This is a genomic window from Oceanimonas aquatica, assembly GCF_030732065.1.
Classification (GTDB): domain Bacteria; phylum Pseudomonadota; class Gammaproteobacteria; order Enterobacterales; family Aeromonadaceae; genus Oceanimonas.
Genome location: NZ_JAVBHX010000012.1, coordinates 12,056 through 36,523, shown reverse-complemented (window position 1 = coordinate 36,523; position 24,468 = coordinate 12,056). Strand labels below are relative to the sequence as shown.

The 24,468-nt window shown below is 61.5% G+C and carries 28 protein-coding genes and 1 tRNA gene; 20 read left to right on the top strand and 9 right to left on the bottom strand.

The window, feature by feature from the left end; translation table 11 throughout:
• Window positions 1–4: 4 nt before the first annotated feature.
• Window positions 5–490, top strand: coding sequence for a copper chaperone PCu(A)C (locus Q9290_RS15065; RefSeq protein WP_306080471.1), 486 nt, complete (start codon window positions 5–7; stop codon window positions 488–490).
• A 129-nt stretch (window positions 491–619) separates the two neighbouring features.
• Here Q9290_RS15065 and Q9290_RS15060 read toward each other — a convergent pair whose 3' ends face one another.
• The 6 genes from Q9290_RS15060 to Q9290_RS15035 form a co-directional block, all read right to left on the bottom strand.
• Window positions 620–1,036: a CoA-binding protein gene (locus Q9290_RS15060; RefSeq protein ID WP_306080470.1), complete on the bottom strand. Its 417-nt coding sequence runs from the start codon at window positions 1,034–1,036 to the stop codon at window positions 620–622.
• A gap of 29 nt (window positions 1,037–1,065) precedes the next feature.
• A complete protein-coding gene (locus tag Q9290_RS15055) occupies window positions 1,066–1,911 on the bottom strand; it encodes a pirin family protein (RefSeq protein WP_306080469.1) in 846 nt (281 codons plus the stop codon).
• Window positions 1,908–2,909, bottom strand: a complete 1,002-nt coding sequence (locus Q9290_RS15050; protein ID WP_306080468.1) for a glutathione S-transferase family protein — start codon at window positions 2,907–2,909, stop codon at window positions 1,908–1,910. The genes Q9290_RS15055 and Q9290_RS15050 overlap by 4 nt, the downstream gene beginning before the upstream one ends.
• Window positions 2,910–3,070: 161 nt before the next feature.
• Window positions 3,071–3,502, bottom strand: coding sequence for a thioredoxin TrxC (trxC, locus tag Q9290_RS15045; RefSeq protein ID WP_306080467.1), 432 nt, complete (start codon window positions 3,500–3,502; stop codon window positions 3,071–3,073).
• Window positions 3,502–3,912: an META domain-containing protein gene (locus Q9290_RS15040; RefSeq protein WP_306080466.1), complete on the bottom strand. Its 411-nt coding sequence runs from the start codon at window positions 3,910–3,912 to the stop codon at window positions 3,502–3,504. The genes trxC and Q9290_RS15040 overlap by 1 nt, the downstream gene beginning before the upstream one ends.
• Before the next feature lie 9 nt (window positions 3,913–3,921).
• Window positions 3,922–4,911 carry a 2-hydroxyacid dehydrogenase gene (locus tag Q9290_RS15035; RefSeq protein WP_306080465.1) on the bottom strand — a complete coding sequence of 330 codons (990 nt, stop codon included), beginning with the start codon at window positions 4,909–4,911 and terminating at the stop codon, window positions 3,922–3,924.
• A gap of 227 nt (window positions 4,912–5,138) precedes the next feature.
• Here Q9290_RS15035 and Q9290_RS15030 point away from each other — a divergent pair, with 227 nt between their 5' ends.
• Both Q9290_RS15030 and Q9290_RS15025 read left to right on the top strand, forming a co-directional pair.
• Window positions 5,139–5,834 carry an MOSC domain-containing protein gene (locus Q9290_RS15030; protein WP_306080464.1) on the top strand — a complete coding sequence of 232 codons (696 nt, stop codon included), beginning with the start codon at window positions 5,139–5,141 and terminating at the stop codon, window positions 5,832–5,834.
• A 56-nt stretch (window positions 5,835–5,890) separates the two neighbouring features.
• A tRNA-Pro gene (locus tag Q9290_RS15025) sits at window positions 5,891–5,967 on the top strand.
• Window positions 5,968–6,049: 82 nt separating this feature from the next.
• On the opposite strand, the gene ybcJ is transcribed toward Q9290_RS15025, so the two are convergent.
• Window positions 6,050–6,265 (bottom strand): ribosome-associated protein YbcJ, encoded by a 216-nt coding sequence (gene ybcJ / locus Q9290_RS15020; RefSeq protein WP_306080463.1) that lies wholly within the window; start codon window positions 6,263–6,265, stop codon window positions 6,050–6,052.
• 281 nt (window positions 6,266–6,546) lie between these two features.
• Between ybcJ and Q9290_RS15015 the strand changes: the two genes are divergently transcribed.
• The 14 genes from Q9290_RS15015 (at window position 6,547) to phnP (ending at window position 18,518) form a co-directional block, all read left to right on the top strand.
• On the top strand, window positions 6,547–7,680 hold the full coding sequence (locus Q9290_RS15015) for an aminotransferase class V-fold PLP-dependent enzyme (protein ID WP_306080462.1): 1,134 nt from the start codon (window positions 6,547–6,549) through the stop codon (window positions 7,678–7,680).
• A 291-nt stretch (window positions 7,681–7,971) separates the two neighbouring features.
• Entirely contained in the window at window positions 7,972–8,826 is an 855-nt protein-coding gene (gene phnC, locus Q9290_RS15010; protein ID WP_306080461.1) for a phosphonate ABC transporter ATP-binding protein, read from the top strand.
• Window positions 8,823–9,812 carry a phosphonate ABC transporter substrate-binding protein gene (gene phnD / locus Q9290_RS15005; RefSeq protein WP_306080460.1) on the top strand — a complete coding sequence of 330 codons (990 nt, stop codon included), beginning with the start codon at window positions 8,823–8,825 and terminating at the stop codon, window positions 9,810–9,812. Before phnC ends, phnD begins: the two co-directional genes overlap by 4 nt.
• A 55-nt stretch (window positions 9,813–9,867) precedes the next feature.
• Window positions 9,868–10,653 (top strand): phosphonate ABC transporter, permease protein PhnE, encoded by a 786-nt coding sequence (phnE, locus tag Q9290_RS15000; protein ID WP_306080459.1) that lies wholly within the window; start codon window positions 9,868–9,870, stop codon window positions 10,651–10,653.
• A 105-nt stretch (window positions 10,654–10,758) separates the two neighbouring features.
• Complete coding sequence (phnF, locus tag Q9290_RS14995; RefSeq protein ID WP_306080458.1) at window positions 10,759–11,454, top strand: phosphonate metabolism transcriptional regulator PhnF; 696 nt, start codon at window positions 10,759–10,761, stop codon at window positions 11,452–11,454.
• Window positions 11,455–11,898 (top strand): phosphonate C-P lyase system protein PhnG, encoded by a 444-nt coding sequence (gene phnG / locus Q9290_RS14990; RefSeq protein WP_306080457.1) that lies wholly within the window; start codon window positions 11,455–11,457, stop codon window positions 11,896–11,898. It abuts the gene before it with no gap.
• Window positions 11,898–12,494, top strand: a complete 597-nt coding sequence (phnH, locus tag Q9290_RS14985) for a phosphonate C-P lyase system protein PhnH (RefSeq protein ID WP_306080456.1) — start codon at window positions 11,898–11,900, stop codon at window positions 12,492–12,494. Before phnG ends, phnH begins: the two co-directional genes overlap by 1 nt.
• A 3-nt stretch (window positions 12,495–12,497) precedes the next feature.
• Window positions 12,498–13,598 carry a carbon-phosphorus lyase complex subunit gene (locus tag Q9290_RS14980; RefSeq protein ID WP_306080455.1) on the top strand — a complete coding sequence of 367 codons (1,101 nt, stop codon included), beginning with the start codon at window positions 12,498–12,500 and terminating at the stop codon, window positions 13,596–13,598.
• Complete coding sequence (locus Q9290_RS14975; RefSeq protein WP_306080454.1) at window positions 13,595–14,470, top strand: alpha-D-ribose 1-methylphosphonate 5-phosphate C-P-lyase PhnJ; 876 nt, start codon at window positions 13,595–13,597, stop codon at window positions 14,468–14,470. Before Q9290_RS14980 ends, Q9290_RS14975 begins: the two co-directional genes overlap by 4 nt.
• A gap of 35 nt (window positions 14,471–14,505) precedes the next feature.
• Window positions 14,506–15,324 carry a phosphonate C-P lyase system protein PhnK gene (gene phnK / locus Q9290_RS14970; RefSeq protein ID WP_306080453.1) on the top strand — a complete coding sequence of 273 codons (819 nt, stop codon included), beginning with the start codon at window positions 14,506–14,508 and terminating at the stop codon, window positions 15,322–15,324.
• A gap of 8 nt (window positions 15,325–15,332) precedes the next feature.
• Window positions 15,333–16,043 (top strand): phosphonate C-P lyase system protein PhnL, encoded by a 711-nt coding sequence (gene phnL / locus Q9290_RS14965; protein WP_306080452.1) that lies wholly within the window; start codon window positions 15,333–15,335, stop codon window positions 16,041–16,043.
• Between the two features lie 13 nt (window positions 16,044–16,056).
• Entirely contained in the window at window positions 16,057–17,193 is a 1,137-nt protein-coding gene (gene phnM / locus Q9290_RS14960; protein WP_306080451.1) for an alpha-D-ribose 1-methylphosphonate 5-triphosphate diphosphatase, read from the top strand.
• A 15-nt stretch (window positions 17,194–17,208) separates the two neighbouring features.
• Window positions 17,209–17,775: a ribose 1,5-bisphosphokinase gene (gene phnN, locus Q9290_RS14955; RefSeq protein ID WP_306080450.1), complete on the top strand. Its 567-nt coding sequence runs from the start codon at window positions 17,209–17,211 to the stop codon at window positions 17,773–17,775.
• A complete protein-coding gene (phnP, locus tag Q9290_RS14950; protein WP_306080449.1) occupies window positions 17,766–18,518 on the top strand; it encodes a phosphonate metabolism protein PhnP in 753 nt (250 codons plus the stop codon). The genes phnN and phnP overlap by 10 nt, the downstream gene beginning before the upstream one ends.
• Before the next feature lie 54 nt (window positions 18,519–18,572).
• Here phnP and Q9290_RS14945 read toward each other — a convergent pair whose 3' ends face one another.
• Entirely contained in the window at window positions 18,573–20,255 is a 1,683-nt protein-coding gene (locus Q9290_RS14945; RefSeq protein ID WP_306080448.1) for a methyl-accepting chemotaxis protein, read from the bottom strand.
• 266 nt (window positions 20,256–20,521) lie between these two features.
• Here Q9290_RS14945 and Q9290_RS14940 point away from each other — a divergent pair, with 266 nt between their 5' ends.
• Genes Q9290_RS14940 through rmuC form a run of 3 tightly spaced genes read left to right on the top strand, consistent with a single transcriptional unit; the run spans window position 20,522 to window position 23,045 of the window.
• A complete protein-coding gene (locus Q9290_RS14940; RefSeq protein WP_306080447.1) occupies window positions 20,522–21,442 on the top strand; it encodes a PfkB family carbohydrate kinase in 921 nt (306 codons plus the stop codon).
• Window positions 21,439–21,672 carry a hypothetical protein gene (locus Q9290_RS14935; protein ID WP_306080505.1) on the top strand — a complete coding sequence of 78 codons (234 nt, stop codon included), beginning with the start codon at window positions 21,439–21,441 and terminating at the stop codon, window positions 21,670–21,672. The genes Q9290_RS14940 and Q9290_RS14935 overlap by 4 nt, the downstream gene beginning before the upstream one ends.
• A 2-nt stretch (window positions 21,673–21,674) precedes the next feature.
• Complete coding sequence (rmuC, locus tag Q9290_RS14930; RefSeq protein WP_306080446.1) at window positions 21,675–23,045, top strand: DNA recombination protein RmuC; 1,371 nt, start codon at window positions 21,675–21,677, stop codon at window positions 23,043–23,045.
• On the opposite strand, the gene Q9290_RS14925 is transcribed toward rmuC, so the two are convergent.
• Window positions 23,020–24,465: a TrkH family potassium uptake protein gene (locus tag Q9290_RS14925; protein WP_306080445.1), complete on the bottom strand. Its 1,446-nt coding sequence runs from the start codon at window positions 24,463–24,465 to the stop codon at window positions 23,020–23,022. The two genes, rmuC and Q9290_RS14925, sit on opposite strands and share 26 nt — an antisense overlap.
• Window positions 24,466–24,468 lie beyond the last annotated feature (3 nt).

Below are 24,468 nucleotides of genomic sequence, written 5' to 3'. Positions count from 1 at the left end.
AAACATGAACAAAATGCGCAGTGCCATTGCTTCCCTGTTGCTGCTGAGCGCCACCGGCGCGGTGGCCCACGAATATGAACAGGGCAGTCTGCAGATAGCTCATCCCTGGAGCCGACCGGCCCCGCCCATGGCGGCCAACGGCAGCGCCTACCTGGTGATCAATAATCACGGTCATGTCGATGATGTGCTGCTTAGCGCCGAGAGCCCGGTGGCCGAGCGGGTGGAGATCCACACCCATATGATGGATGGCGACATGATGAAAATGCGCCAGCTTGAGCAACTGCCGGTGCCGGCGGGTGAGGCGGTGACTCTGGCGCCGGGCGGCCATCACCTGATGCTGTTCGGCTTGAAGCAGGCTCCCAGGGAAGGTGAGCGTTTTCCCCTGACTCTGCATTTTGAGCAGGCGGGCGAGGTTGCCGTGGAAGTGTCGGTGGATGCGGACCATGCCAGGCCGGAGGAAAAGGCGTCCGACGACGGCCATCATCACTGACCGTTAAAAGGGGCCGGAAGGCCCCTTATTTTATTGTTTAAATGCCGTTATATCCGAGAAAGCGGAGATCCAGTGCATATTGCACCGAGTCCCCGCTCTCACCGAATGACGACAGAAAAACGCTTATCATCACTCCATCAATTCCCGGTGTATTACCTTGATGCAGCAGTCTTCCACATATTCCAGCTCGGCCTCGTCGGCGGCGTCGGCCGCGGTCTGGCTGGTGATGCCTTCCTGCAGCCACAGGCACAGCGCTTCGTGTTCAATGGCATCAAGGGCGATATCGGCGGCAAACTCGCCCCGGCGAAACACGTTCACCAGCTGTACCGGCTGATCCAGATCCTCCAGCCCGGCCACGCAGGTTTCCCCCAGGATGATGGCGCCGGCCAGCTGAGGATTAACCGGAAAGACCCGGTAGCCCTGTTGCTGCAGGTACTCCATCACCTGATAGCTGGCCCGCTCGGAGCGGTTTGAAGCGCCCACCAGGGCAATGTTGCGTGTGTCGGAAAGAATACGTTTCAGGCGTTGCTGCTCGGGCGCGTCCATGATGTCTTCCTGCTGACTGAAAAACTCCGTTATACCAGCTTGCCGGCCCGGTAATCCATGATCGCCCGCTCGATTTCCGCTTGTGTGTTCATCACAAAAGGGCCGTACTGCACTACCGGCTCATTGATCGGTCGTCCGGCCAGCAATAACAGCCGGCCGCACTTGTCGCCGGCGGCGAGGGCCAGGGTGTCGCCATCGCCGAGCAGGGCGCTTTGGCCATTTGGCTGGGTCTGCCCATTCACCTTGATATTGCCTTCAAAGGCATACAGCATGGCGTGCAGCTCCGCGGCCAAGGGCAGGGTCAGTTCAGCATTGGCTGCCAATTGAATATCAGCGATTAATGGCCGGGTATGATCGCTGCCGATAGGGCCTTGCCATTGCCGGCCGGCCAGGCTCAGTTCTCCTGCCAGCAGCACCAGCTCGCCGCCGCCGTCCAGGGAAATATGTGGCAGCTCGGCGGCGGCAATGTCCCGGTAACGGGCCGGCTGCATCTTGAGTGTCGCCGGCAGATTGAGCCAGATCTGAAAGCCCTGCATGCGGCCGGCTTCCTGCTGGGGCATTTCCGAGTGGATCACGCCCCGGCCGGCGGTCATCCATTGCACATCACCGGGGCGCAGGTGGCCTTCATTGCCCATATGATCCCGGTGCAGCATGTGGCCGTCGAGCATGTAGGTGATGGTTTCAAAGCCCCGGTGCGGATGGTCGGGAAAGCCGGCGATATAGTCAGCGGCCTCATCCGAGGCGAAGTGATCCATCATCAGAAAGGGATCCATGCGCTGCTCCTGGCGCTGCCCAAGCACCCGGCGCAGGCGCACGCCGGCACCGTCCCGGGTGTCCAGGGCCGGGTAAGTGGTCAAGATGGATCGCGCTGTCATGATGTCGCTCCCTGTTGAAACCGTTCGGCCCGGTCGTGGGCCTGCCACCAGTCCTGCCGGGGGCCGGTGGAAATAATGCCGTGGGGGTTGATGGTGGTGTGGCTGCGAAAATAGTGATGGCGAATGTGCGCCATGTCGAGGGTATCGGCCACCCCGGGCTGCTGGTAAAGATCCCGTAAAAAACCATACAGGTTGGGATAATCACTGATACGGCCGCGATCACACTTGAAATGAGTATGATACACCGCATCAAAGCGGGCCAGGGTAGTCCACAGCCGAATGTCGGCTTCGGTCAGCCGGTTACCCAGCAGCCAGCGCTGGCGGCCGAGGCGCAGCTCCAGATCGCCGAGGGTGGCAAACAGGGGATCAACGGCTTCGTCATAGGCGTCCTGGCTGGTGGCAAAGCCGGCCTTGTACACGCCGTTATTCACATTGTGGTAGATGGTAAGGTTGAGCTCGTCTATTTGATCCCTGAGCGTCACGGGGTAGTAATCGCCGGCGTTGGCACCCGCATTATCAAAGGCGTTGTTGAACATGCGCACTATGTCCGCCGACTCGTTGCTGACGATGGTCTGGCGCTGTTTGTCCCACAGCAGGGGGACAGTGACCCTGCCCGTGTAGTTCGGATCGGCCCGTGTGTAGAGCTGGTGCAGGTAGTCGTGTCCGTACAATTGATCGCCGGTGGTGCCGTTGAAGTCGGTGGCAAAGGTCCAGCCGTGATCTTTCATCAGCGGGTGTACCACCGACACCGACACCGCGTTTTCCAGGCCTTTCAGCCGGCGCAATATCAGGGTGCGGTGGGCCCAGGGGCAGGCGAGGGACACATAAAGATGATAGCGGCCCGGCTCTGCGGCAAAGTTACCTGCGCCGGTGGGGCCGGGGCTGCCGTCTGCCGTGATCCAGTGGCGGTAGCGGCTCTCGCTGCGCTCAAACCGGCCCTCGTTCTTGTCGGTGTCGTACCAGACGTCGTGCCAGACGCCCTCGATCAGCTTGCCCATGGCCTGCTCCCATCATGAATGAACCTGATGTCAGTATGGAAGCCGTGGCCATCGCCATAAAGCGGGAATATTCGAGCCAGCCATTCAAAAAATATGAAGGTGCGTGTTCTTTCTATTTCAAGAAAAACGAGCACCTTTGGGCAAGGTGCTCGTTGATATCATCAGTAAAACTGACGCAGCCACTGGTCTAGCTGGCCGGCGGGCAGGGCGCCGGACTGGCGGGCGATTTCCTTTCCGTCTTTGAATACGATCAGGGTAGGGATGGAGCGAATGCCAAAGCGGGCTGCCGCCTGCTGGTGAGCCTCGGTATTGAGCTTGGCCAGACGCAGCCGGCCGGCGTGCTCGCCGGCGGCGGCCTCAAACACCGGCGCCATCATCTTGCAGGGGCCACACCAGGGCGCCCAGAAGTCGAGCACCAGCGGCAGGCTCTCGTTGGCCAGCAGCCGGTCAAGCATGGGGCCGTCCAGCTCCTGGGCTGTGGCGGGCGTCAGCGCCGCCTTGCATTTGCCACATTTGGGGCCCTGCTGAAGTCGCTCGGAAGGCACCCGGTTGCGGGCCTGACAGGCCGGGCACACAAGGTAGTGTTCGCTCATTACTTCATCCAGTCGGCCAGTTCGTAGGTCAGCGTGTGTTGCTCGCCTTTCAGCTCCAGTTGCTGGTTATCGTGGCTGACCACGGCGCCCTTGGTGAGGGTGTTGAGCACGGCGGTTTCCACTGTTTGTGCTTCCGGCGCACAGGCCATCTGGGTAACCCCAAGAGGTTCGGCTTTGAGCACGCCCTGCTCCAGGGTGGCACTGCCAAAAAAGTTGTTGCAGCCGGCCCGGCCATTAATGGAAAAGTGTTCGCCGATTTCCAGTTCGGATTTAATGTCGGCATTTACGGCCACACCGTCGATGGCGGTCAGGTTCCAGTGATGATGCTGCAGATCCGATTCAACCACCTTCAGGCCACCGCTGCAGGCGGTCAGCAACAGGGCGGTGGTGGCTGCAAGGGCGAGTTTCATAAGTGCTCCTTAATTGATTTTGTTATCGCAGGGCTGATCGTCGGCCAGACGTTGCAGGTTGTCGAGGGTGACCTGGGCAATGGCAGACAGTGCTTCATTTGTTAAAAATGCCTGGTGGCCAGTGAGAATGACGTTAGGGTAGGCGGAAAGCAAGTGAAAGGTCTCATCCTGAATGATCTGACAGGATTTGTCTTCAAAGAAAAGATGCTCTTCCTCCTCATAGACGTCCAGCCCCAGATGACCGATCTTACCGCTGTTGATGGCTTCAATGGCATCCCTTGCATTGAGCAAACCGCCCCGGCTGGTGTTGATGATCATGACGCCGTTCTTCATTTGCGCAAAGCTGTGGCGGTTGAGCAGATGATGGTTGTCCGGGGTCAGCGGGCAGTGCAGGCTGATCACGTCCGACTCGGCAAACAACTGGTCAAGCTCCACGTAGCGGGCGCCCAGTGCCAGCACCTGTTCGTCCCGAAACGGATCGTGCACCAGCAACTGCATGCCCAGCCCCTTGAGAATACGCAGGGTGGCCAGGCCGATTTTTCCGGCGCCGATAATGCCGGCGGTTTTACCGTACATGTTAAAGCCGACCATGCCGTTAAGGGAAAAGTTGGCGTCCCGGGTGCGCTGGTAGGCCTTGTGAATATGGCGGTTGAGGGTCAGCATCAGGCCGACCGTGTGCTCGGCCACCGCTTCGGGAGAGTAGGCGGGCACCCGCACCACATCAATGCCGGCCTTGCGGGCGGCCTGCAGGTCGACATTGTTGTAACCGGCGCAGCGCAGGGCGATGCACTTCACGCCGCCTGCGGCCAGAATGTTGATCACCTCCGCATCCAGCTTGTCGTTCACGAACACGCACACGGCATCAAAGCCTCGGCCCAGTAGCGCAGTGTCGGGGTTCAGCCCGGCATCGAACCAGGTGATATCAAAACCGTGGTGGCGGTTTTGCTCGGTAAAGTGTTGCTGCATGTAGGGACGGGTACTGAAAAAGGCGATGTTCATGAAAAGGGCGGCTCCGTTTGCCGGTGGGGATGTAAGGATTATTGGGCTTGGCCGGTGGCTTTTTCAAGCTGTGGGGCGGAGGAGTTTGTCCGAATGAGACTGACTTGAGTCGGACCGGCACGCGGCTTGCTCAACTATGATAAATAGTGTTTTTATGTGAAGGTATTTAAATCACGGATGTAGTCACGGATGTCATCACGGATGTCATCAAATCAAAGGAGTCGTCCATGCAAGTTATCCTTCTTACCGGACAGGCAAAACCGCTGGCGCCGGGCATCGACAGCGCCATCGACAAACAGCCCGTCAGCGAGATGCTGTTCTGCAGCCACACCGGGCTGGAAGGGGATGTTCAGGTCGCCAGCCATTTCCACGGTGGACCGGAGCGGGCGCTGCATTACTACCCGGCGGAGCATTATCCGGTATGGCGCCAGTGGTTTGATGGCATGGGGCTGACGGATAACAGCGAGCAGCTGGTGCCCGGTGCCTTTGGCGAAAACCTGTCCGGCACCGGGTTGACGGAAGCAGACGCCTGCATAGGCGATGTGTTCCGGCTGGGAGAGGCACTGGTGCAGATAAGCCAGCCCCGTTCACCTTGCCACAAGCTCAATGCCCGCTTTGGCCACGACTTTTTCTCGGTGCTGGTGCAGGCCAATGGCCGCACCGGCTGGTTGCTGCGGGTGCTGGAAGAAGGCAGGGTAACGCCAACCGCCTTACTTGAGCTGGTGGAGCGGCCCTGTGCAGGCATGCCGGTCAAGCGGGCCGGCGATATCATGTTCAACCGCGGCTATGATGCCGATGGCTTGCGTGAGCTGGCTGCCACCGAACAATTATCCGCCAGTTGGCGCAAAAAAGCGGCGGATTATTCGGCTGCCGGCCGGGTGAATGACTGGACCATGCGATTATTGGGTCCAAAAGCGGATTAATGATGAAAAAGGGCTTGCAAGGGGGCCGGTGTTTCTGTAAATTCTCGCCCCGTTAACGGCATGTAGCGCAGCCTGGTAGCGCACTTCGTTCGGGACGAAGGGGTCGGAGGTTCGAATCCTCTCATGCCGACCAGATTCTCGAAAAAGCCTCGCAGCAATGCGAGGCTTTTTTGTTTGTGCATAAAAAACAAAGAGGCCGTGCGGCCTCTTTTTGATTACTCGCTGACGGTGACAGTCTGGCCGTTAAAGTGAACTTCCTGCCCCGCCACTATCTTGCAGCGCTTGCGCACTTCCACCTGGCCGTTCACGGTCACGGCACCCTCGTCGATTACCGCCTTGGCCATGGCGCCCGAGTCGCACCAGCCCAGCACCTTCAGCAGGTTGCACAGGGGAATGAAGTCGTTGCCTTCCAGGCTGAATGTTTCGTTCATGAATGCTCTCTTGGGTGGTGATTTAATTTGCTTAAAAACATAAAAATAGTTTTAAGTTTTACACTTTTGCTTAAGGTGCAGTCTTGTTGATTGTTTCTTTGCTGTTTTTCGAAATCTTGGGCATTATGAATGATTCAGCCCCGGCCGCGTTTCATGCATTCACTTCACAAGACTCACCTGGAAGGTAGTCCTGTTCAGGGAGACTGTGTCATTCTTGAATGTGTGCGGCGGCGCGCTCGCGGCCCTGTTTACAGTATCAGTTACGTTATCAAGAGGTGATTATGTCCGGATTGCTGCCCAATATCGACCCCGATGGTCTGCTGGAATACTCCGTGGTTTACACCGACCGCGCGCTTAACCACATGTCCGCGCGCTTTCAGCAGGTCATGAAGGACATTTCCGCCAGCCTGAAAGAGCTTTATCACGCACACTCTGCTGTGATCGTGCCCGGCAGCGGCACCTTTGGCATGGAAGCCGTGGCCCGCCAGTTCGCTACCGACAAGCACTGCCTGGTGGTACGCAACGGCTGGTTCAGTTATCGCTGGAGCCAGATTTTTGAAGCCGGCAAGATTCCGGCCTCCGAAACCGTGCTCAAGGCCCGCACCATTGAAGACGGTCCTCAGGCCGCCATGGCGCCGGCCCCCATCGAGGAAGTAGTGGCCGCCATTCGCGAACAAAAGCCCGATCTGGTGTTTGCCGCTCACGTGGAAACCGCCGCTGGCATGATACTGCCCGACGACTACATTCGTGCCATGGCCGACGCCGTGCACGAAGTGGGCGGTCTGCTGGTGATCGACTGCATCGCTTCCGGCACCATCTGGGTGGACATGGAAGCCTGCGGGGTCGACATTCTGCTGAGCGCCCCGCAAAAAGGCTGGAGCAGCTCACCCTGCTGCGGCCTGGTGATGCTGAGCAAACTGGCCCGCGAGCGTATCGACAGCACCCAGAGCTCCAGTTTTGCCATTGATCTGAAAAAGTGGCTGCAGATCATGGAAACCTATGAGCAGGGTGGTCACGCCTACCACGCCACCATGCCCACCGATGCCCTCACCGCGTTCCGCGACACCATTGTCGAGAGCCGTGAAATGGGCTTTGAGGTGATGAAAGCACGTCAGCAAGAGCTGGGCGATCGGGTGCGGGCCGCGCTGGCGGCCAGGGGCATCAAAAGCGTGGCCGCCGACGGCTTTGCCGCGCCGGGCGTGGTGGTGTGCCATACCGACGACGCCGGCATCAAGAGCGGCAGCAAGTTCGCCGCCGAGGGCCTGCAGATCGCCGCTGGCGTGCCCCTGGCCTGCGACGAGCCCGCCGACTTCCAGACCTTCCGCCTGGGCCTGTTCGGCCTCGACAAGCTGAAGAACGTGGACCGCACTGTGGCCACCTTTGAAGCCGCCCTGGACAAGGTGCTGAAAGGCTGAGTCCGCACGGACATGACAGCCAGCCAGGCCGCCCCAAGGGGCGGCTTTTTTTGTGCGCCGTTACCTGACGCAACCACTGGCGCTCAGGTGAAGCTTTTTTGAATGTCTGTTCTAGACAAGTTGACATTCCGGTCGGGATGAAAAAATTAATCCCTTAAATAACAATCTCTTACCATATTCTCTCCCGCTGCAACAAGTTTGTCGCCGACACTTCGCTGACTTAATTCCTCAATAAAACTGTCATCTATCCTCCGCAACATGGCTCGCGAATCCAACGTGAGGCTGCTGGCAATGAACAACAAGATCATTGAGGTCAGGCGTCTGAGCAAGACCTTTGACAACAAGAAAGCGCTGAAAGAGATCAACCTGGACATTGCTCACTCGGGCATTACCGCGCTGCTGGGCCCCTCCGGTTCGGGCAAGTCCACGCTGCTGCGGCACCTGAGCGGGCTGGTGTTTTCCGACAAGCGGGAAGGCACCGAAGTCCGGGTCATGGGCGAGCTGGTGCAGGCCCGGGGCAAGGCGGCCCCGCGCGTGCGTTGCTGCCGGGCGCAGGCCGGTTACATCTTCCAGCAGTTCAATCTGGTTAATCGTCTGAGTGTGCTGACCAATGTGCTGATTGGCGCCCTCGGCAGCACCGCCCGCTGGCGCACCCTGACCGGTCGTTTTACCCAGGCTCAGCGTGAGCAGGCGATGCAGGCACTGGAGCGGGTGGGCATGGCGGCCTTTGCCGGGCAGCGAGTGTCCACCCTCTCCGGCGGCCAGCAACAGCGGGTGGCCATTGCCCGTTCGCTGATGCAGCAGGCGAGCATCATCTTCGCTGACGAACCCATTGCCTCGCTCGATCCCGAATCGGCACGCACCGTCATGGAGCTACTCAGAGACATCAATGAGCGGGAAGGCATTCCGGTAGTGGTGACCCTGCATCAGGTTGATTATGCGCTGAAATATTGTCAGCAGCTGGTTGCCCTGCGGGAAGGGGAAGTCTTTTATCAGGGCGCCTCCTGCGCCATTTCGGAGCAGGAACTGGCGGCGCTTTACACCAGATCGCGCCCGGCGGCCAAAGCATCAGCAACACCCGGTGTCGGCCCCTTACCGGCCAACCCTTCCTTTCTACCTGGTTCCATTCAAGGACAACTGTCATGAAGCATGCACTGAAAAAACTCGTGGGTGGCGTGGCGCTGCTGAGCACCGTGCTCTCGGCGCCTGTGCTGGCGGATGAAGCGCCACTGTCGACCATCAACTTCGGCATTATTTCCACCGAGTCCCAGCAGAACCTCAAGCAGAGCTGGGAACCCTTCCTGGCCGACATGGAAAAGCAGCTGGGGGTGGAAGTCGAGGCCTTCTTCGCGCCCGACTACGCCGGCATCATTCAGGGCATGCGCTTCGACAAGGTCGATATCGCCTGGCTGGGCAACAAGTCGGCGATGGAAGCCGTGGACCGCGCCGGCGGTGAAATCTTCGCCCAGACCGTGCGCGCCGATGGCCAGCCCGGTTACTGGAGCCTGCTGATTGCACATCAGGACAGCCCGCTCACCTCTGTGAAGGACGTGCTGGCACAGCGTGATGAACTGGTGTTCGGCAACGGCGATCCCAACTCGACCTCCGGCTTTCTGGTGCCCTCCTATTATGTGTTTGCCCAGAACGATGTTTCTCCCCAGGAGTTCAGGCAGACCCTGAACTCCAGCCACGAGGTCAATGTGTTCGCCGTGCTCAACAAGCAGGTGGATGTGGCCACCAACAATACCGAAAGCCTGGCGCGATTTGCCGAGCGCGAGCCGGAGAAAGCCAAGAATATCAAGGTGTTGTGGAAGTCGCCGCTGATCCCTGCCGATCCCATCGTCTGGCGCGAGAACCTGCCGGAAACCACCAAGCAGGTGGTATACGACTTCTTTATGGATTACGGCCGTGACGGTGACCCCCGGCAACGGGAGATCCTGGCGTCGATGGAGTGGGCTTCGTTCAGCCCGTCCAGCAACCTGCAGTTGCTGCCCATTCGTCAGCTGCAACTGTTCAAGGAGCTGAAAGAGCTGGAAAACAACCAGGCCGGCGGCGACGACATCGCTCAGGTGAAAATGCAGCTGGCGGCGCTGAACCGTCAGATGTCTGCCCTCTCGGCCATGACCAACTAAGTACCGGTGAAAGGCCGGCATGGCCGGCCTTTCACGGTCATCGGAGACTGTGACAATGAATACTGATGTCGTGACACCGCCGGGCCCGGGCCTGCGTTTGTGGCAACTGCTCAAGTGGATAGTGCTGGCCCTGGTGCTGGCCTGGGCCTGGCAGGGAGCCGAGATGGATCCCGCGGCACTGGTGCGGGATGCCGGCAACATGGCCGAGCTGGGCGCCGGTTTTTTTCCGCCGGACTTTACGCACTGGCAGCTGTACCTGAAAGAGACCTTGGTCACCCTGCAGGTGGCACTGTGGGGCACCCTGCTGGCCATAGTGCTGTCGATTCCGTTTGGCTTGCTGTGCGCCGAAAACCTGTTTCCCCAGTGGGTGTGTCAACCGGTGCGGCGACTGATGGATGCGGCCCGGGCCATCAATGAAATGGTGTTCGCCATGCTGTTTGTCGTGGCGGTGGGGCTGGGGCCTTTCGCCGGGGTGCTGGCACTGTTCGTCCATACCACCGGGGTCCTGTCCAAGCTGTTTTCCGAGGCGGTGGAAGCCATTGAGCCGGGCCCCATCGAAGGGGTGCGCGCCACCGGCGCCAGCAAGCTGGAAGAGATTCTCTACGGAGTATTGCCTCAGGTGATGCCGTTGTGGATTTCCTATTCGCTCTATCGGTTTGAATCCAATGTCCGCTCCGCCACCGTGGTTGGCATGGTAGGGGCCGGCGGCATTGGCGTGCTGCTGTGGGAAGCGATTCGCAGTTTCCAGTTTGAACAGACGGCGGCCATTATGCTGGTGGTGATTGTCACCGTAAGTCTGCTTGATGTCGCCTCCCAGTTTATTCGCAAGAAATACATCTGATTTATTTGAATGGACTTGTCTAGACAACAATAAATTAATGGTTGGGGGGAATGGCGGTGTAAAAGTTTCCTCAATGGTGTCCTGGTTAACTGGCGGAGCAGCAGCATGCGTATATATCTGAAAATCAGCAGGCAGTTGGAATCGGACATCAGGCAGTATTTCAGGCCGGGAGATTATCTGCCGCCGGAAATGCAACTGGCCGAGCGCTTTCAGGTTAATCGCCATACGGTGCGGCGCGCCATCGACGAGCTGGTCGCCAACGGCCTGGTGCAGCGCCATCAGGGCAAGGGCAACATGGTATTGCGCCAGCCCCACCTTTACCGGCTGCATGACGGGGCGCACTTTACCGGCAACCTGCTGGAACAGGGGTCGCTGCCCAGTTGCCAGGTGGTCGGCTCCCGGCTGATGGCGGTGACCGGCAAGCTGGCCGTGGAATTAAATATCGAACCCGAGCAAAAGATTGTTCATATACAAACGCTGAGAACAACGGAAGGGATCCCGCGTTGCGTGATCAACCATTATCTGAGTGACCCGGAATGGTGGCCGGTATTAAAGCATTTTCGTCAGGGGTCATTGCACGAGTTTTTAAGAAAAACACTTGAACTGGAATTGAAAAGGGAATCCACCAGGCTGAGTGCCCGGGCGCCCTCAAATGAAGAGTGTCGCCTTTTGCAAATAAACAAGTCGGTTCCGGTTATGCGTATTAAAACCAGGAATCAGCTCAAGGGGTCGAATCAGATTGCGGAATTTTCCGTGAGTTCATCCCGTTCCGATTTAATTGAATATGTCGTGGAGCACTGAATGAATACACCACAACGCAAACAATGGATGTCGGTATTGGCCCGGGCATCCGGGGCCGAGCTGGAGGCCCACTGGCAGGCGCTGGCACTGGCCCCCGAATATCAGCTGATACGGGCACCGGAAGTCGGCCTGGCTCAGGTCCGGGCGCGGATGGGCGCCACCGGCAGCCTGTTCAACCTGGGCGACACCACCATCACCCGGGCAGTGATCCGGCTGGAAAGCGGTGAACTCGGTTACAGCTATGTGCGCGGCCGCAACAAACGCCATGCGGAGCTGGCGGCGGTGATCGATGCGCTGATGCAGACCCGGGAAGCTTATGAGCTGCTGCAGGTGGGGCTTATCGCGCCGCTGGCGGCACTCAGGGCTGAGCAGGAAGAGCGGCGTCGCCGGGAAGTGGCGTCCAGCAAGGTGGACTTTTTTACCATGGTGCGGGGAGAAGACTGATGACAGCGATTACCACGGCATTTGCGGATGCCATCCACGACAGCCAGGCCTGTTTTCGTCGCCTGCTCACCGCCATGTCGGAGCCGGGCACCCGGGTGACGCTGGACCGAGCCGGTGCCTTTGGCGGACTGAGCGCCGGCGGCGCCCAGGTGCTGCTGACCCTGGCAGACAACGGCACCCGAATCTGGCTGTCGGCCAGCCTGAAAGAGGACGAGGCGGTACTGGATAACCTGCGTTTTCATGTGGCGGCACCGCTGACCGAGCAGGCCGCAACGGCCGACTTCGCGGTGCTGTCGCAGCGCGATTCGGACGCCGCTGAGGCGCTGCTGCAGGCCTTGCCAAAGGGCACAGAGGAATACCCGGATCGGGGTGCGACCCTGGTGATCGAAACCGACGCCTTTGACGACGGCATGCCGGTAACCCTGTCGGGGCCGGGCATTGCCGGGGTGCGCAGCGTCCGCCTGGGCAGCCTGCCGTCGGCGCTGATGCGCTGGCTGAGTGAGCGGGATTTGTCCTCGCCCCTGGGCATCGATCTGATGTTGGTCTGTGACCGTGACCTGATCGCAATTCCGCGTTCTACCCGAGTGGAGGTATAAGCCATGTATGTAGCAGTCAAGGGCGGCGAAAAAGCCATTGCCGCCGCACACCAGTTGCAGGCCCGGAAACGTCGCGGCGACACCAGCCTGCCGGAGCTCAGTGTGGCGCAGGTGGAGCAGCAGCTGGCCGGTGCCGTGGACCGGGTGATGACCGAAGGCGGCATCTACGACAAGGAGCTGGCGGCACTGGCGGTGAAGCAGGCCGGCGGCGATCTGGTGGAGGCTATTTTCCTGCTGCGGGCCTACCGCACCACCTTGCCGCGGCTGGCGGTGACCGAGCCGGTCGACACCGCCGGCATGCGTATCGAACGCCGTATTTCGGCCACCTACAAGGATCTGCCCGGTGGCCAGGTGCTGGGCCCCACTTATGACTATACCCACCGCTTGCTGGACTTTGCCCTGCTGGCCGAGGGCGAGCATACCGGCCCGGAACCGGTGGTGAGCGAGGCGCAAGCCTGCCCTCAGGTTGCGGGCATTCTGGAAAAACTGGAGCTGATGGTGGCGGAAACCGACAGCGGTGACGAGCCCGCGGATGTCACCATGACGCCGGTGACCTACCCCTGCGATCGCTCGGCCCGGCTGCAGCAGCTGGTGCGTGGTGACGAGGGCTTTTTGCTGGCACTGGGGTATTCCACCCAGCGCGGTTATGGCCGCAACCATCCCTTTGCCGGCGAAATTCGCTCCGGCGAGGTGACCCTGGAGCTGGTGCCCGAGGAGCTGGGCTTTGCCATCGAGATCGGTGATATCGAGCTGACCGAATGCCAGATGATCAACGGCTTTACCGGCGGCAAGCAGCAAAAACCGGCCTTTACCCGCGGTTATGGTCTGACCTTTGGTTTCGGCGAACGCAAGGCGATGTCGATGGCGCTGGTGGACAGGGCCTTGCAGGCCCCTGACTACGACGAGCAGGTAGCCGGTCCGGCCCAGGACGAGGAGTTCGTGCTGGCCCATGCGGACAACGTGGAGGCCTCCGGCTTTGTGTCCCACCTGAAACTGCCTCATTACGTGGACTTTCAGGCCGAACTGGAACTGCTGCGCCGCATGCGCGGGGAATATGACCAACAGCATGGCGCGAACGCCAGCAAGCAAGGGGAGCAGGCATGATGAACAGCCACAGCAACCACAGCGCCGGCGGCGCCGAGCACCAGGGCTACAACTATGCCTACCTGGATGAACAGACCAAACGCATGATTCGGCGGGCGCTGCTCAAGGCGGTGGCCATTCCTGGCTATCAGGTGCCCTTTGGCGGCCGGGAAATGCCCATGCCCTATGGCTGGGGCACCGGCGGCGTGCAGCTGACGGCGGCGGTGATCGGCCGGGACGACACCCTCAAGGTGATCGATCAGGGCGCCGACGACACCACCAACGCCGTGTCCATCCGTGCCTTCTTTCAGAAGGTGGCCGATGTGGCTACCACCGAAGTCACCACCAACGCCAGCCTGATCCAGACCCGCCACCGGATTCCGGAAACGGCATTGCAGCCGGGGCAGATCCTGGTGTATCAGGTACCGATTCCGGAGCCGCTGCGTTTTATCGAGCCGCGGGAAACCGAGACCCGCAAGATGCACGCGCTGGAGGAGTACGGCATCATGCACGTCAAACTCTACGAAGACATCGCCCGCTACGGTCACATCGCCACCGCCTATGCCTATCCGGTGCGGGTCAATGACCGTTACATCATGGATCCCTCGCCGATCCCCAAGTTCGACAACCCCAAGATGGACATGATGCCGGCCCTGCAGCTGTTTGGTGCCGGGCGGGAAAAACGCATCTACGCCATTCCGCCTTATACCCGGGTGACCAGCCTGGACTTTGAAGACCATCCGTTTGAAGTGCAGCAGTGGGACGAGCCCTGCGATATCTGCGGTGCCACCGAAAGCTTCCTTGACGAAGTGGTGACCGACGATCAGGGCAGCCGGGTGTTTATCTGCTCGGATACCGATTACTGCCGTCAGCAACTGGAGCAACAGGCATGAACCAAGACACCTTATCCATGGCGGGAGAAACTCGCATGACAGCGCAAGAGACCACCGTTCAGCTGCCGGAGCAGGCGCTGCTGTCGGTCCGTAATCTGACCAAACTGTATGCGCCGGGCAAGGGCTTTGCCGATGTCTCCTTTGAGCTCTATGCCGGCGAAGTGCTGGGCATCGTCGGGGAATCCGGCTCCGGTAAAAGTACCCTGTTGCGGGCCATTTCCGGCCGGCTGGCGCCGGACGAGGGGGAGGTGCTGTACCTGCGCGGCAGCGCCGGCAGCCAGCTGGAACAGGTGGTCAGCCTGTATCAAATGGCCGAAAGCCAGCGTCGCCAGTTGCTGCGCACCGACTGGGGCGTGGTGCACCAGCACCCCCTCGACGGCCTGCGCCCGCGGGTGTCGGCCGGCGGTAATATCGGCGAGCGGTTGATGGCGGTGGGCCAGCGTCATTACGGCAACATTCGTGAACAGGCGCTGCAATGGCTGCAGGATGTGGAGATTCCCGCGGATCGCATTGACGACATGCCAGTGACCTTTTCCGGCGGTATGCAGCAGCGGCTGCAGATCGCCCGCAATCTGGTGACTCATCCCAAACTGATTTTCATGGACGAGCCGACCGGCGGCCTGGATGTGTCGGTGCAGGCCCGGCTGCTGGACCTGCTGCGCCGGCTGGTGTCCGAGCTGGGGCTGGCGGTCATTATCGTGACCCACGATCTGGCGGTGGCCCGGCTGTTGTCCCACCGGCTGATGGTAATGAAACAGAGCCGGGTGGTGGAAACCGGGCTGACCGACCAGGTGCTGGACGATCCCCAGCACCCCTATACCCAGTTACTCGTGTCTTCCGTATTGCAAAGCTAGGAGCCGCCATGACCTTCGCACTGAAAGTTTCCGATGTTCACAAGACCTTTGTTCTGCACAACCAGAGCGGCATTCGTCTGCCGGTGCTGTCCGGCGCTTCTCTCAGCGTGGCGGCGGGAGAATGTGTGGTGCTGCACGGCCGCTCCGGCAGCGGCAAGTCGACCCTGCTGCGCACCCTGTACGGCAACTACCTCACCGACTGCGGTCATATCGAGGTGCGCCATCAGGGCCAGTGGCTGGACATGACCCAGGCCAGTCCCCGCACCCTGGTGAACGTGCGCCGGCAGACCATTGGCTGGGTCAGTCAGTTTTTGCGGGTGATCCCCCGCATCAGCGCTCTGGAGGTGGTGATGCAGCCGATGATTGAGCAGGGTGGGGACCGGGCCGAGGCCAGGCAGAGGGCCGAACACCTGCTGACCCGGCTCAATGTGCCGGAGCATCTGTGGCAACTGGCACCGGCTACCTTTTCCGGCGGCGAGCAGCAGCGGGTGAACATCGCCCGGGGCTTTGTCGCCGACTACCCGGTGCTGTTGCTCGATGAGCCGACCGCCTCGCTTGACGCCGCCAACCGGGCGGTGGTGGTGGAGCTGATCCACGAAGCCAAGGCCCGGGGCGCCGCCATCGTCGGCATTTTTCACGATGAGGACGTGCGTGAGCAGGTTGCCGATCGTTTGTATGACATTCAGTCCCGTGCCGATGCCCGGCCGGTAATGCAGTAAGGGGAGCGTGAGCATGATTATTACCAATGTGAAACTGGTGCTGGAAAACGAGGTGGTCAACGGCTCGGTGGAGGTGCATGACGGTGTGATCCGCGCCCTGGCCGATAGCTCCAGCCAGCAGCCCGGCGCCATTGACGGCGAGGGCGGCTGGTTGCTGCCCGGCCTGGTGGAGCTGCATACCGACAACCTGGACAAGCATTTTACGCCCCGGCCCAAGGTGAACTGGCCGGCACTGCCGGCCATGCGGGCCCACGATGCTCAGGTGGTGGCGGCCGGCATCACCACTGTGCTGGATGCGGTGGCCATCGGCGACGAGCGTGACGGTGGCACTCGCCGGGACAACCTGGATCGCATGATCCACACGGTGGCAGACAGTGAGCGCCGCGGCCTTAACCGGGCCCAGCACCTGCTGCATCTGCGCTGCGAGCTGCCCCACGAAACCACGGTGCCGCTGTTTGAGCACTATGTCGGCATGCCGGAAGTGCAGCTGGTGTCGCTGATGGATCACTCTCCCGGTCAGCGCCAGTTCGTCAACCCGGAGAAATACCGGGAGTATTATCAGGGCAAGTACCGGCTCAGCGACCGGCAGATGGATGAATACGAGCAGCACCAGCTGGCGCTGTCGGCGCGCTGGTCGTTGCCCAACCGGACGGAAATTGCCCGCCAGTGCCGGGAGCGGGGGATTTCCCTGGCCAGCCACGATGACGCCACCCTGGCCCATGTGCAGGAATCCCACCGGCTGGGCATGGTGCTCGCCGAGTTTCCGACCACGGTCGAGGCGGCCCGGGAATCCCACCAGCAGGGCCTGATGGTGATGATGGGCGCGCCCAATGTGGTACGCGGTGGCTCTCACTCCGGCAATGTGGCCGCCCATGAGCTGGCCGCCCTGGGTGTGCTGGATGTGCTGTCGTCGGACTATTACCCGGGCAGCCTGCTTGATGCGGTCTTTCACCTGGCTGCGGATGAGCGCAACGAGCTGCGGCTGGCCGACGCCGTGCGCCTGGCCACGCGCAACCCGGCGATCAGCCTGGGTCTGGAGGATCGCGGCGTGCTGGCCGAAGGCAAACGGGCCGACCTGGTGCTGGCCCGGCAGCATGACGACCAGGTGTATCCGGCCCGGGTCTGGTGCCGGGGCGAACTGGCGTATTAACAGGGAGGCAGCACCATGATCCGCCAGTCCGGCAGACTGTTTTATGTGATGGGGCCTTCCGGCGCCGGCAAGGACAGCTTTATGCAGCTGGTGCGTCGCCGGCTCGGTACCGAGTTGCTGGTGGCCCATCGCTACATTACCCGGGCCGCCTTTGCTGGCGGCGAAAACCATGTCGAGCTGTCCCTGCCCGAGTTTCATGTGCGTCGCGAGCTGGGCCTGTTTGCCCTCGACTGGCAGGCAAACGGGCATTGCTATGCCCTGGGCTGTGAGCTGGAGCGCTGGCTGGCCTCGGGGCTCGATGTCATGGTCAACGGCTCCCGGGCCTGCCTGCCTCGAGCTCAGGCCCGCTTTGGCGAGCCGCTGGTGCCGGTGATGGTGACCGTTGACGCCGATACTCTTGGCCAGCGGTTGCGGGCCCGGGGGCGGGAAAGCGAGGACGAGATTCGGCTGCGGTTGGCTCGGGCCCAGGCCCACAGCCAGGGGCTGCCGGCTTCGGTCTGGCAACTGGACAACTCCGGCTCGCTGCAGCAGACCCTGCAGCAGTTCGAGCGTTACCGGCAGGGAGACAAAGCATGCGTCTGACCCTGCTGGGCACGGGGGCGGCCGGTGGTATTCCCCTGTATGGCTGTGATTGTCGTGACTGCCGGCAAGCTCTTGCCAACCTGGCGCAGGAACGGGCGCCCTGCTCGGCCCTGCTGGAGTGGGGGGAACACCGGCTGTTGCTGGACGCCGGCCTGATGGATCTGCACCGGCGTTTTGCCCCCGGCGTGCTGGATGGCATTTTGCTGACCCATTTTCATGTGGATCACGTGCAGGGGCTGTTTCACCTGCGTTGGGGGCCGGCGGCACCGGTGCCGGTGTGGTGCCCTGATGACCCGGCGGGTTGCGCCGATCTGCTGAAGCACCCCGGTTGCCTGGACTTTCGGCCGGAAATGGCCCATGGCCGGGCCTGGCAACGGCATGGTCTGCACATTACGCCACTGGACATGGTGCATTCCCGGCCGACCCTGGGCTACCTGTTTGAACACGGCGGTCGCCGGCTGGCCTATCTCACCGATACTCAAGGGCTGCCGGCACACAGTCTGGCGCTGTTGCAGGCAGGGCCGGCGCTGGATGTGCTGGTGGTGGACTGCAGTTTTCCGCCCGGTGCCGAAGGCCGTAACCACAACGGGCTGGAGCAGGTCATGGCCATGTGTACGCAGTTGCAGCCGGCCAGAACGGTGCTGACCCACATTGGCCATGAGTTTCACCGTTGGCTGCGGACGCATTCACTGCCAGGGGGAATAGAGGCCGGGCACGACAATATGGTTATCATCACCGAGTAACAGCGGCACCCGGCTCAGGCGGTAAAAAGGCCACCCTTGCGGTGGCCTTGTCGATCAGGCAGGTTGCGGGCGGGAATCGGTCACCCTGGCATTCACTGCCGGGGGTGCGCCTTCCTGCAGCTTGAAGTGGGCTATCTGCCGGGCCAGTTCATGGGAGGACTGGTACACCCGCTGGCTGCTGTCGGAGATCAGATCTGCCACCTGCAGGGCTTCCTGGGCACCCTCGTTGATGTTGATCAGGTTGCGGTTGATCTCTTCGGCTACCGCCGACTGCTCCTCCGAGGCGGTGGCGATCTGGGCGTTCATGTCGTTGATGCTCTGCACCTCGTTGAGGATTTGCTCCAGATCCCGGCCGGCGGCGCGCACCACGTCCATGCTGATGGCTGCCTGCTCCTGGCTGTTGGTCATGTGCTCCGCTACGGTGCCGGCGTGGCTTTGCAGCTGCTGGATCATGCGCTGGATTTCGCCGGTCGACTCCTGGGTGCGCATCGCCAGGGAGCGCACTTCATCGGCCACCACCGCAAAGCCCCGGCCCGACTCGCCGGCCCGGGCTGCCTCGATGGCGGCGTTGAGCGCCAGCAGGTTGGTCTGCTCCGAGATATTGCGAATCACCTCTACCACGGAGTCGATCTGCCGGGTCTGGCTTTCCAGTTCCTGCATGGCCTGACCCGCTTCGCCCACCGAGTCGGCCAGCTGCTGCATGCTGTCGATACTGCGGTTCACGTCGTCGTGGCCCATGTTGGCTTCCTGATTGGCCTTTTCCGCCGCCGCCGAGGCGTCGTTGGCGTGGCGGGCCACTTCGTGCACGGTGGCGTTCATCTCGTTCATGGCGGTGGCCACCTGATCCACCTCGTTGAACTGGCTCTGCATACTGGCGCGGGTCTGTTTGCTTTTCACACTCAGGCCCTCGGCTTCGCCGTCGAGCAGGGTGGCGGCTTCGCGCACCTGGGCCAGCAGGCCACAGAGCTGCTCGCCCATGGCATCCACCCCCCGGGACAGCTGGCCGATTTCATCGCTGCGGGTGGCCCCGGTGCGGGCGCCGAGATCGCCCTGGCCAAAGCGGGCGATCACTTCCTGTACCCGGGTCACCGAAAAGGTCAGGGAACGGGTGATGGTGACGATCAGCGCCAGTGCCAGCAGGGTGACCAGTACCAGCAGCCCCAGGGATTTGCCCGCCTGCTGCCAGAACAGGTCATTAACGTCGCTGAGGTAAACGCCGCTGCCAATCACCCAGCCCCAGGGCGCAAAGCCCTGTACGTAAGACACCTTTTGCTGGGGGCGGTCGAACTGGGGACCGATATAGCTGTAATCCACGAAGCCGGCACCGCTGTTGTTGACCGTGGTGACCATGGCCTGCCAGTGGTGTTTGCCGTCGGCGTCGGTGACCCGGGTCATGTCGTTGCCTTCATTGCCCGGCTTCATCGGGTGCATCACCAGCCGGTGCTGCATGTCGTTGATCCACATGTAGCCACCGTCGCCGTAGCGCAGGGCGCGCACCGCCTCCAGCGCCAGTTCACGACTCTGGCTGTCGCCCAGCTGCTGGCGCTGCTCATAAAAGTGATTGATCAGGGAAACCGTGGTTTCCACCTGTTCGCGCACCTTTTCCTTGCGGGCACTGAGCAGCTCCTGGTGCAGACCGTTCATGGCCGAGGCCTGTACCAGCAGCAGGCCAATAAACAGGGTGGCGACCATCAGCATCAGCTTGTTGCGCAGACTGAGGTTATTGAAAAATTGCATATCCATCCTCGAGCGGGTTGAGGGTGGCTTTAAAGCCTCTGGCAAAGCGCTTGCCAGACCGCAGGCTGAAGCATCCCATGCTTGTTGGTATTTGAGTCATTGGCGACCGACGGGGCCGCCGAAGCAGCATAGCAGTACTGTCGGTACAAAAGGTAGTCTTGTGAGTCCTTTTGGTTTGACCTGCATCAAGCCGGGGGCAAACAGGGTCTGGTGCCGGGGGGGAGGCGGGCGGTAAGATGCTGCCCCTATATAACGGGAGACTCGCCATGCCGGGAGCCAACATTATTAAAAAGAACATCACGCTGCTGGCTAATCTGAATTGTGATCATGTGCTGCAGCTGGAGGCGCCGCTTGAAGCCGGTCACCGGCTGTATTACCGGGACGGCGGCCGCCGGCTCGGCGGCGGTGCGGCCAATACCGGTACCGGCCTGTGCTGGGCCGGGCACCGGGTGGCGCTGGCCACGCGGGTGGGCCGGGACGACACCGGCGACTGGCTGTTGCAGCAGGCCGCCGGCCTTGGCTTCAATCTGGATTATGTGGAGCGCGTTGACGGCGCCACCGGCGAGTTGCTGGTGCTGGTGGACAGCCGGGGGGAGCGCACCATACTGCGTCAGGCCCGCACACCGGCGTTGCCGGCCAACCTTCCCAAGGGGCCGGTGGACTGCCTCTATGTCAACACCGAGGGCGCCGAGGTGGCCGCCTACATGGAGGCCATGAAGAGCCACAGTCTGGTGGTCAGTCAGTATCCTCAAGGTGGTCGCTGGGCCCGGCCCTGCCGGGTCATGATCGCCTCCGCCGCCGACATGGGGGAGGTTGATGATCCCTGGCAACAGGCAAAAGAGCTGGCCGGCAACGGCCTGGAATGGTTGGTATTGACCCACGGCGAGCGCGGTGCCGAGGCGATCTCCGCCGGCCGGCGCATTTGCGTGCCGGCGCCGGTGGTGCAGGTGGTGGACGCCACCGGCGCCGGAGACGCCTTTGCCGGTGGTCTTGTTCACGCCCTGGTGACAGGGGCTTCCATGGCCGATGCCCTGGCCGAAGCCGGCCAGTGGGCCGCCTGTACCCTGGCGTCGGCGTCTTCCATTCCGTCGGTGCGGCTGCAACGCTATCTGGCGGGCGAGCTGAATTCCCCCACCGACACTGTTAAGCTCGTGGCAGATGAAGTGCGTGGAGACGATCATTCGTGAATGACAATGTACTGACTTCCGCCCTGGTGCTGTGCTGGCGCTGGTCGGTGTTTCTGATGTTTCCCCTGCTGGTGTTCGGCTATGTGGAAATACTGGGCGTGCCTCTCGCCGAGTTCGACAACGGCGTCAATCATCACAAATGGCTGCTGGTGGCTTTTTACCTGCTTTACGTACTGCTGTGGTGGCGGCTTAACCGCCGGGTACTGGCGCTGATCACACGGCGGAGATGAGCATGACGGACTGGTTGCCTCACTACTGGCCTCTGGGTCTGGCCGCCCTGTCCGGCCTGGCCGGCTGGGGCCTGACCCGGCTCGCCATGGGCGTACGCCTGCAACTCGCGGCCCAGCAGGGCGCGCACTGGCAGCAGGCGCTGGAAGAACGCAATGCCGAGCTGCAGGACACTCGCCAGCGGTTGGAACAGCAACAGCAGCTGGTGCTGAAAATGAATGGCCGGCTCAAGGAATACGAAACCCTGCTGCGCCAGGAGCGGCAGTGGGCGGCGGAAAAGCAGGCTCAGTTCGAGGCCAGTGAAATCCGCCTGCAGCAGCAGTTCGAAAACCTGGCCCAGCGTATCTTTGAGCAGAAAACCCATAATCTGCGCGAGCTGAATCAGACCAGCCTGGATGCCCTGCTGGGCCCGTTGCGCGAACAGCTGGAAGGCTTTCGCCGCAATATGCAGGAAACCTACGCCGACGAAAGCCGCCAGCGTCACAGCCTGAAGTTTGAAATCGAGCGGCTGGCCGAGCTGCACCGGCAGATGAGCGCCGACACCAACGCTCTGACCCGGGCCCTGAAGGGGGACAGCAAGCAGCAGGGCAACTGGGGCGAAGTGGTGCTCTCAAGAGTGCTGTCCGAGTCGGGCCTGCGTGAAGGCCACGAGTACAGCACTCAGCAAAGCCTGAGCAACGCCGAGGGCAAGCGTTACCAGCCGGACGTGATTGTGCACCTGCCTCAGGACAAGGACATCATCATCGACGCCAAGGTCTCGCTCACCGCCTACGAGCGTTACTTTAACGGTGACACTCAGGCCGAGCGCGAGCAGGCGCTGCGCGAGCACGTAACCTCGGTGCGGGGTCATATTCGCGAGCTGGGGCGCAAGGATTACCACCAGTTGCAGGGCGTACGTACCCTGGACTATGTACTGATGTTCGTGGCGGTGGAGCCGGCCTTTCTGGTGGCGGTTGAAGCCGAGCCCGGGCTGGTGAAATACGCCCTCGACCACAATATTCTGCTGGTGAGCCCCACCAACCTGCTGGTGGCGCTGCGCACCATTGAAAATCTGTGGCGGGTGGAACGGCAAAATCAGAACGCCCGGCGCATTGCCGAGTCGGCGGGCAAAATCTATGAAAAGCTGCGGCTGTTTACCGAAGACATGGAGGCGGTGGGAGCATCATTGCGCCGTGCCGACGACAGCTACCAGCGGGCCATGAAGCGGCTCAGTCAGGGGCGGGGCAACCTGGTGCGCCAGGCCGAGGCTTTTCGCGAGCTGGGAGTGGAGGTGGCCAAGCCGCTGCCCGAGCATTTGCGGGAACGGGCTCTGGAGCAGGCGCTGGCGGATGCCGAGGCCCCGACAAAGCTCAATGGCGCCAGAAGCCCGGAATAAACAGCACCGCCACCGTCAAAATTTCCAGCCGGCCCATCAGCATGCCCAGCGCCAGCAGCCACTTGGCGGCATCGGGCAGGGTGGCGAAATTGCCGCTGGGGCCGATAAGCTCGCCAATGCCCGGCCCCACGTTGGCCACCGCGGTGACCGCCGCGGTAATGGCCACCTGGGGCGACAGCGACATCAGACTCAGCGCCAATGCCAGCAACACCATGGTGGCGAAATAGCCAAAAATAAAGGTGATCAGCGAACGCACGATATCGTCGGTCACGGTCCGGCCATTGTAACGCTGCGGCAGCACCGCCTGGGGATGCATCAGCTGGTACAGCTGGCGGCGGAACAGCGCCATGCCCACCTGCAGCCGAAAGATCTTGAAACCGCCGGCGGTGGAGCCGGAGCAGGCGCCGCACAGCATCAGCAGGGCGAACAGCACCAGCGGAAAGGCGCCCCAGGTGCCGAAGTCTTCCAGCCCGAAGCCGGTCGTGGTGATCACCGACACCAGGTTGAACAGGCTGATGCGTATGGCATCCACCAGCGGATAGCGGCCCGTGGCCCATAAATACAGGCTTAATATCAGCCCGGTGGCCAGCACCAGCCAGAAAAACCCCCGTACCTGGGCATCCCGGAACAGCTCCAGGTTGCGATGGCGCAGGCTATAGACCATCAGCAGAAAGGGCAGGCCGCCGATGAACATGAACAGGGTGCCAATCCAGTGAGCCGCCGGGGTAAAGTGGTTCATGGAGCCGTCGGAAGTGGAATAGCCCCCGGTGCTCAGGGTGGTCATGGCGTGGTTCACCGCCTCAAAGGCGTTCATGTCCGACAGGGCGTAATAGCCTAGGCTGCACAGGGCCGTGAGCAGCCCGTAAAGCAACAGAATGCGCTTGGCCATGGTGGCGGCCCGGGGGGCGCTTTTGTCGGACCAGTCTGACGACTCGGTCTGGAACAGCTTCATGCCGCCCACGTTGAGGTAGGGCAGCACGGCCACCGCCGCCACGATAAAGCCGACCCCGCCCAGCCACTGCAATATGGAGCGCCACAGCAGAATGTCGGCGGGCATGGTGTCGAGCCCCGAGAGCACGGTGGAGCCGGTGGTGGTGACCCCCGACATGGTCTCGAAAAAGGCGTCGGTAAAGCTGATGTGGCTGATGAACACAAAGGGCAGGGCACCAAACACGCACACCGTGGTCCACACCAGGGTGGTGAGCAGGAACATCTCCTTGACCCTGAGCCGGATCTGCGCGCGCCGGCCCCAGGCCAGCAACCACAGCGCCGCGCCATGGGTGAGCAGGGTGGCCTGCAGAAACTCTTCAAAGCCCCGGCTGCGGCCAGTGAACGCCAGCAGGGTGGGCAGCCACATAAACAGCGCCAGCTTGGACAACGCCATGCCGAGAATAAAGGCGATGGGGCGCAGGTTGAACATGGC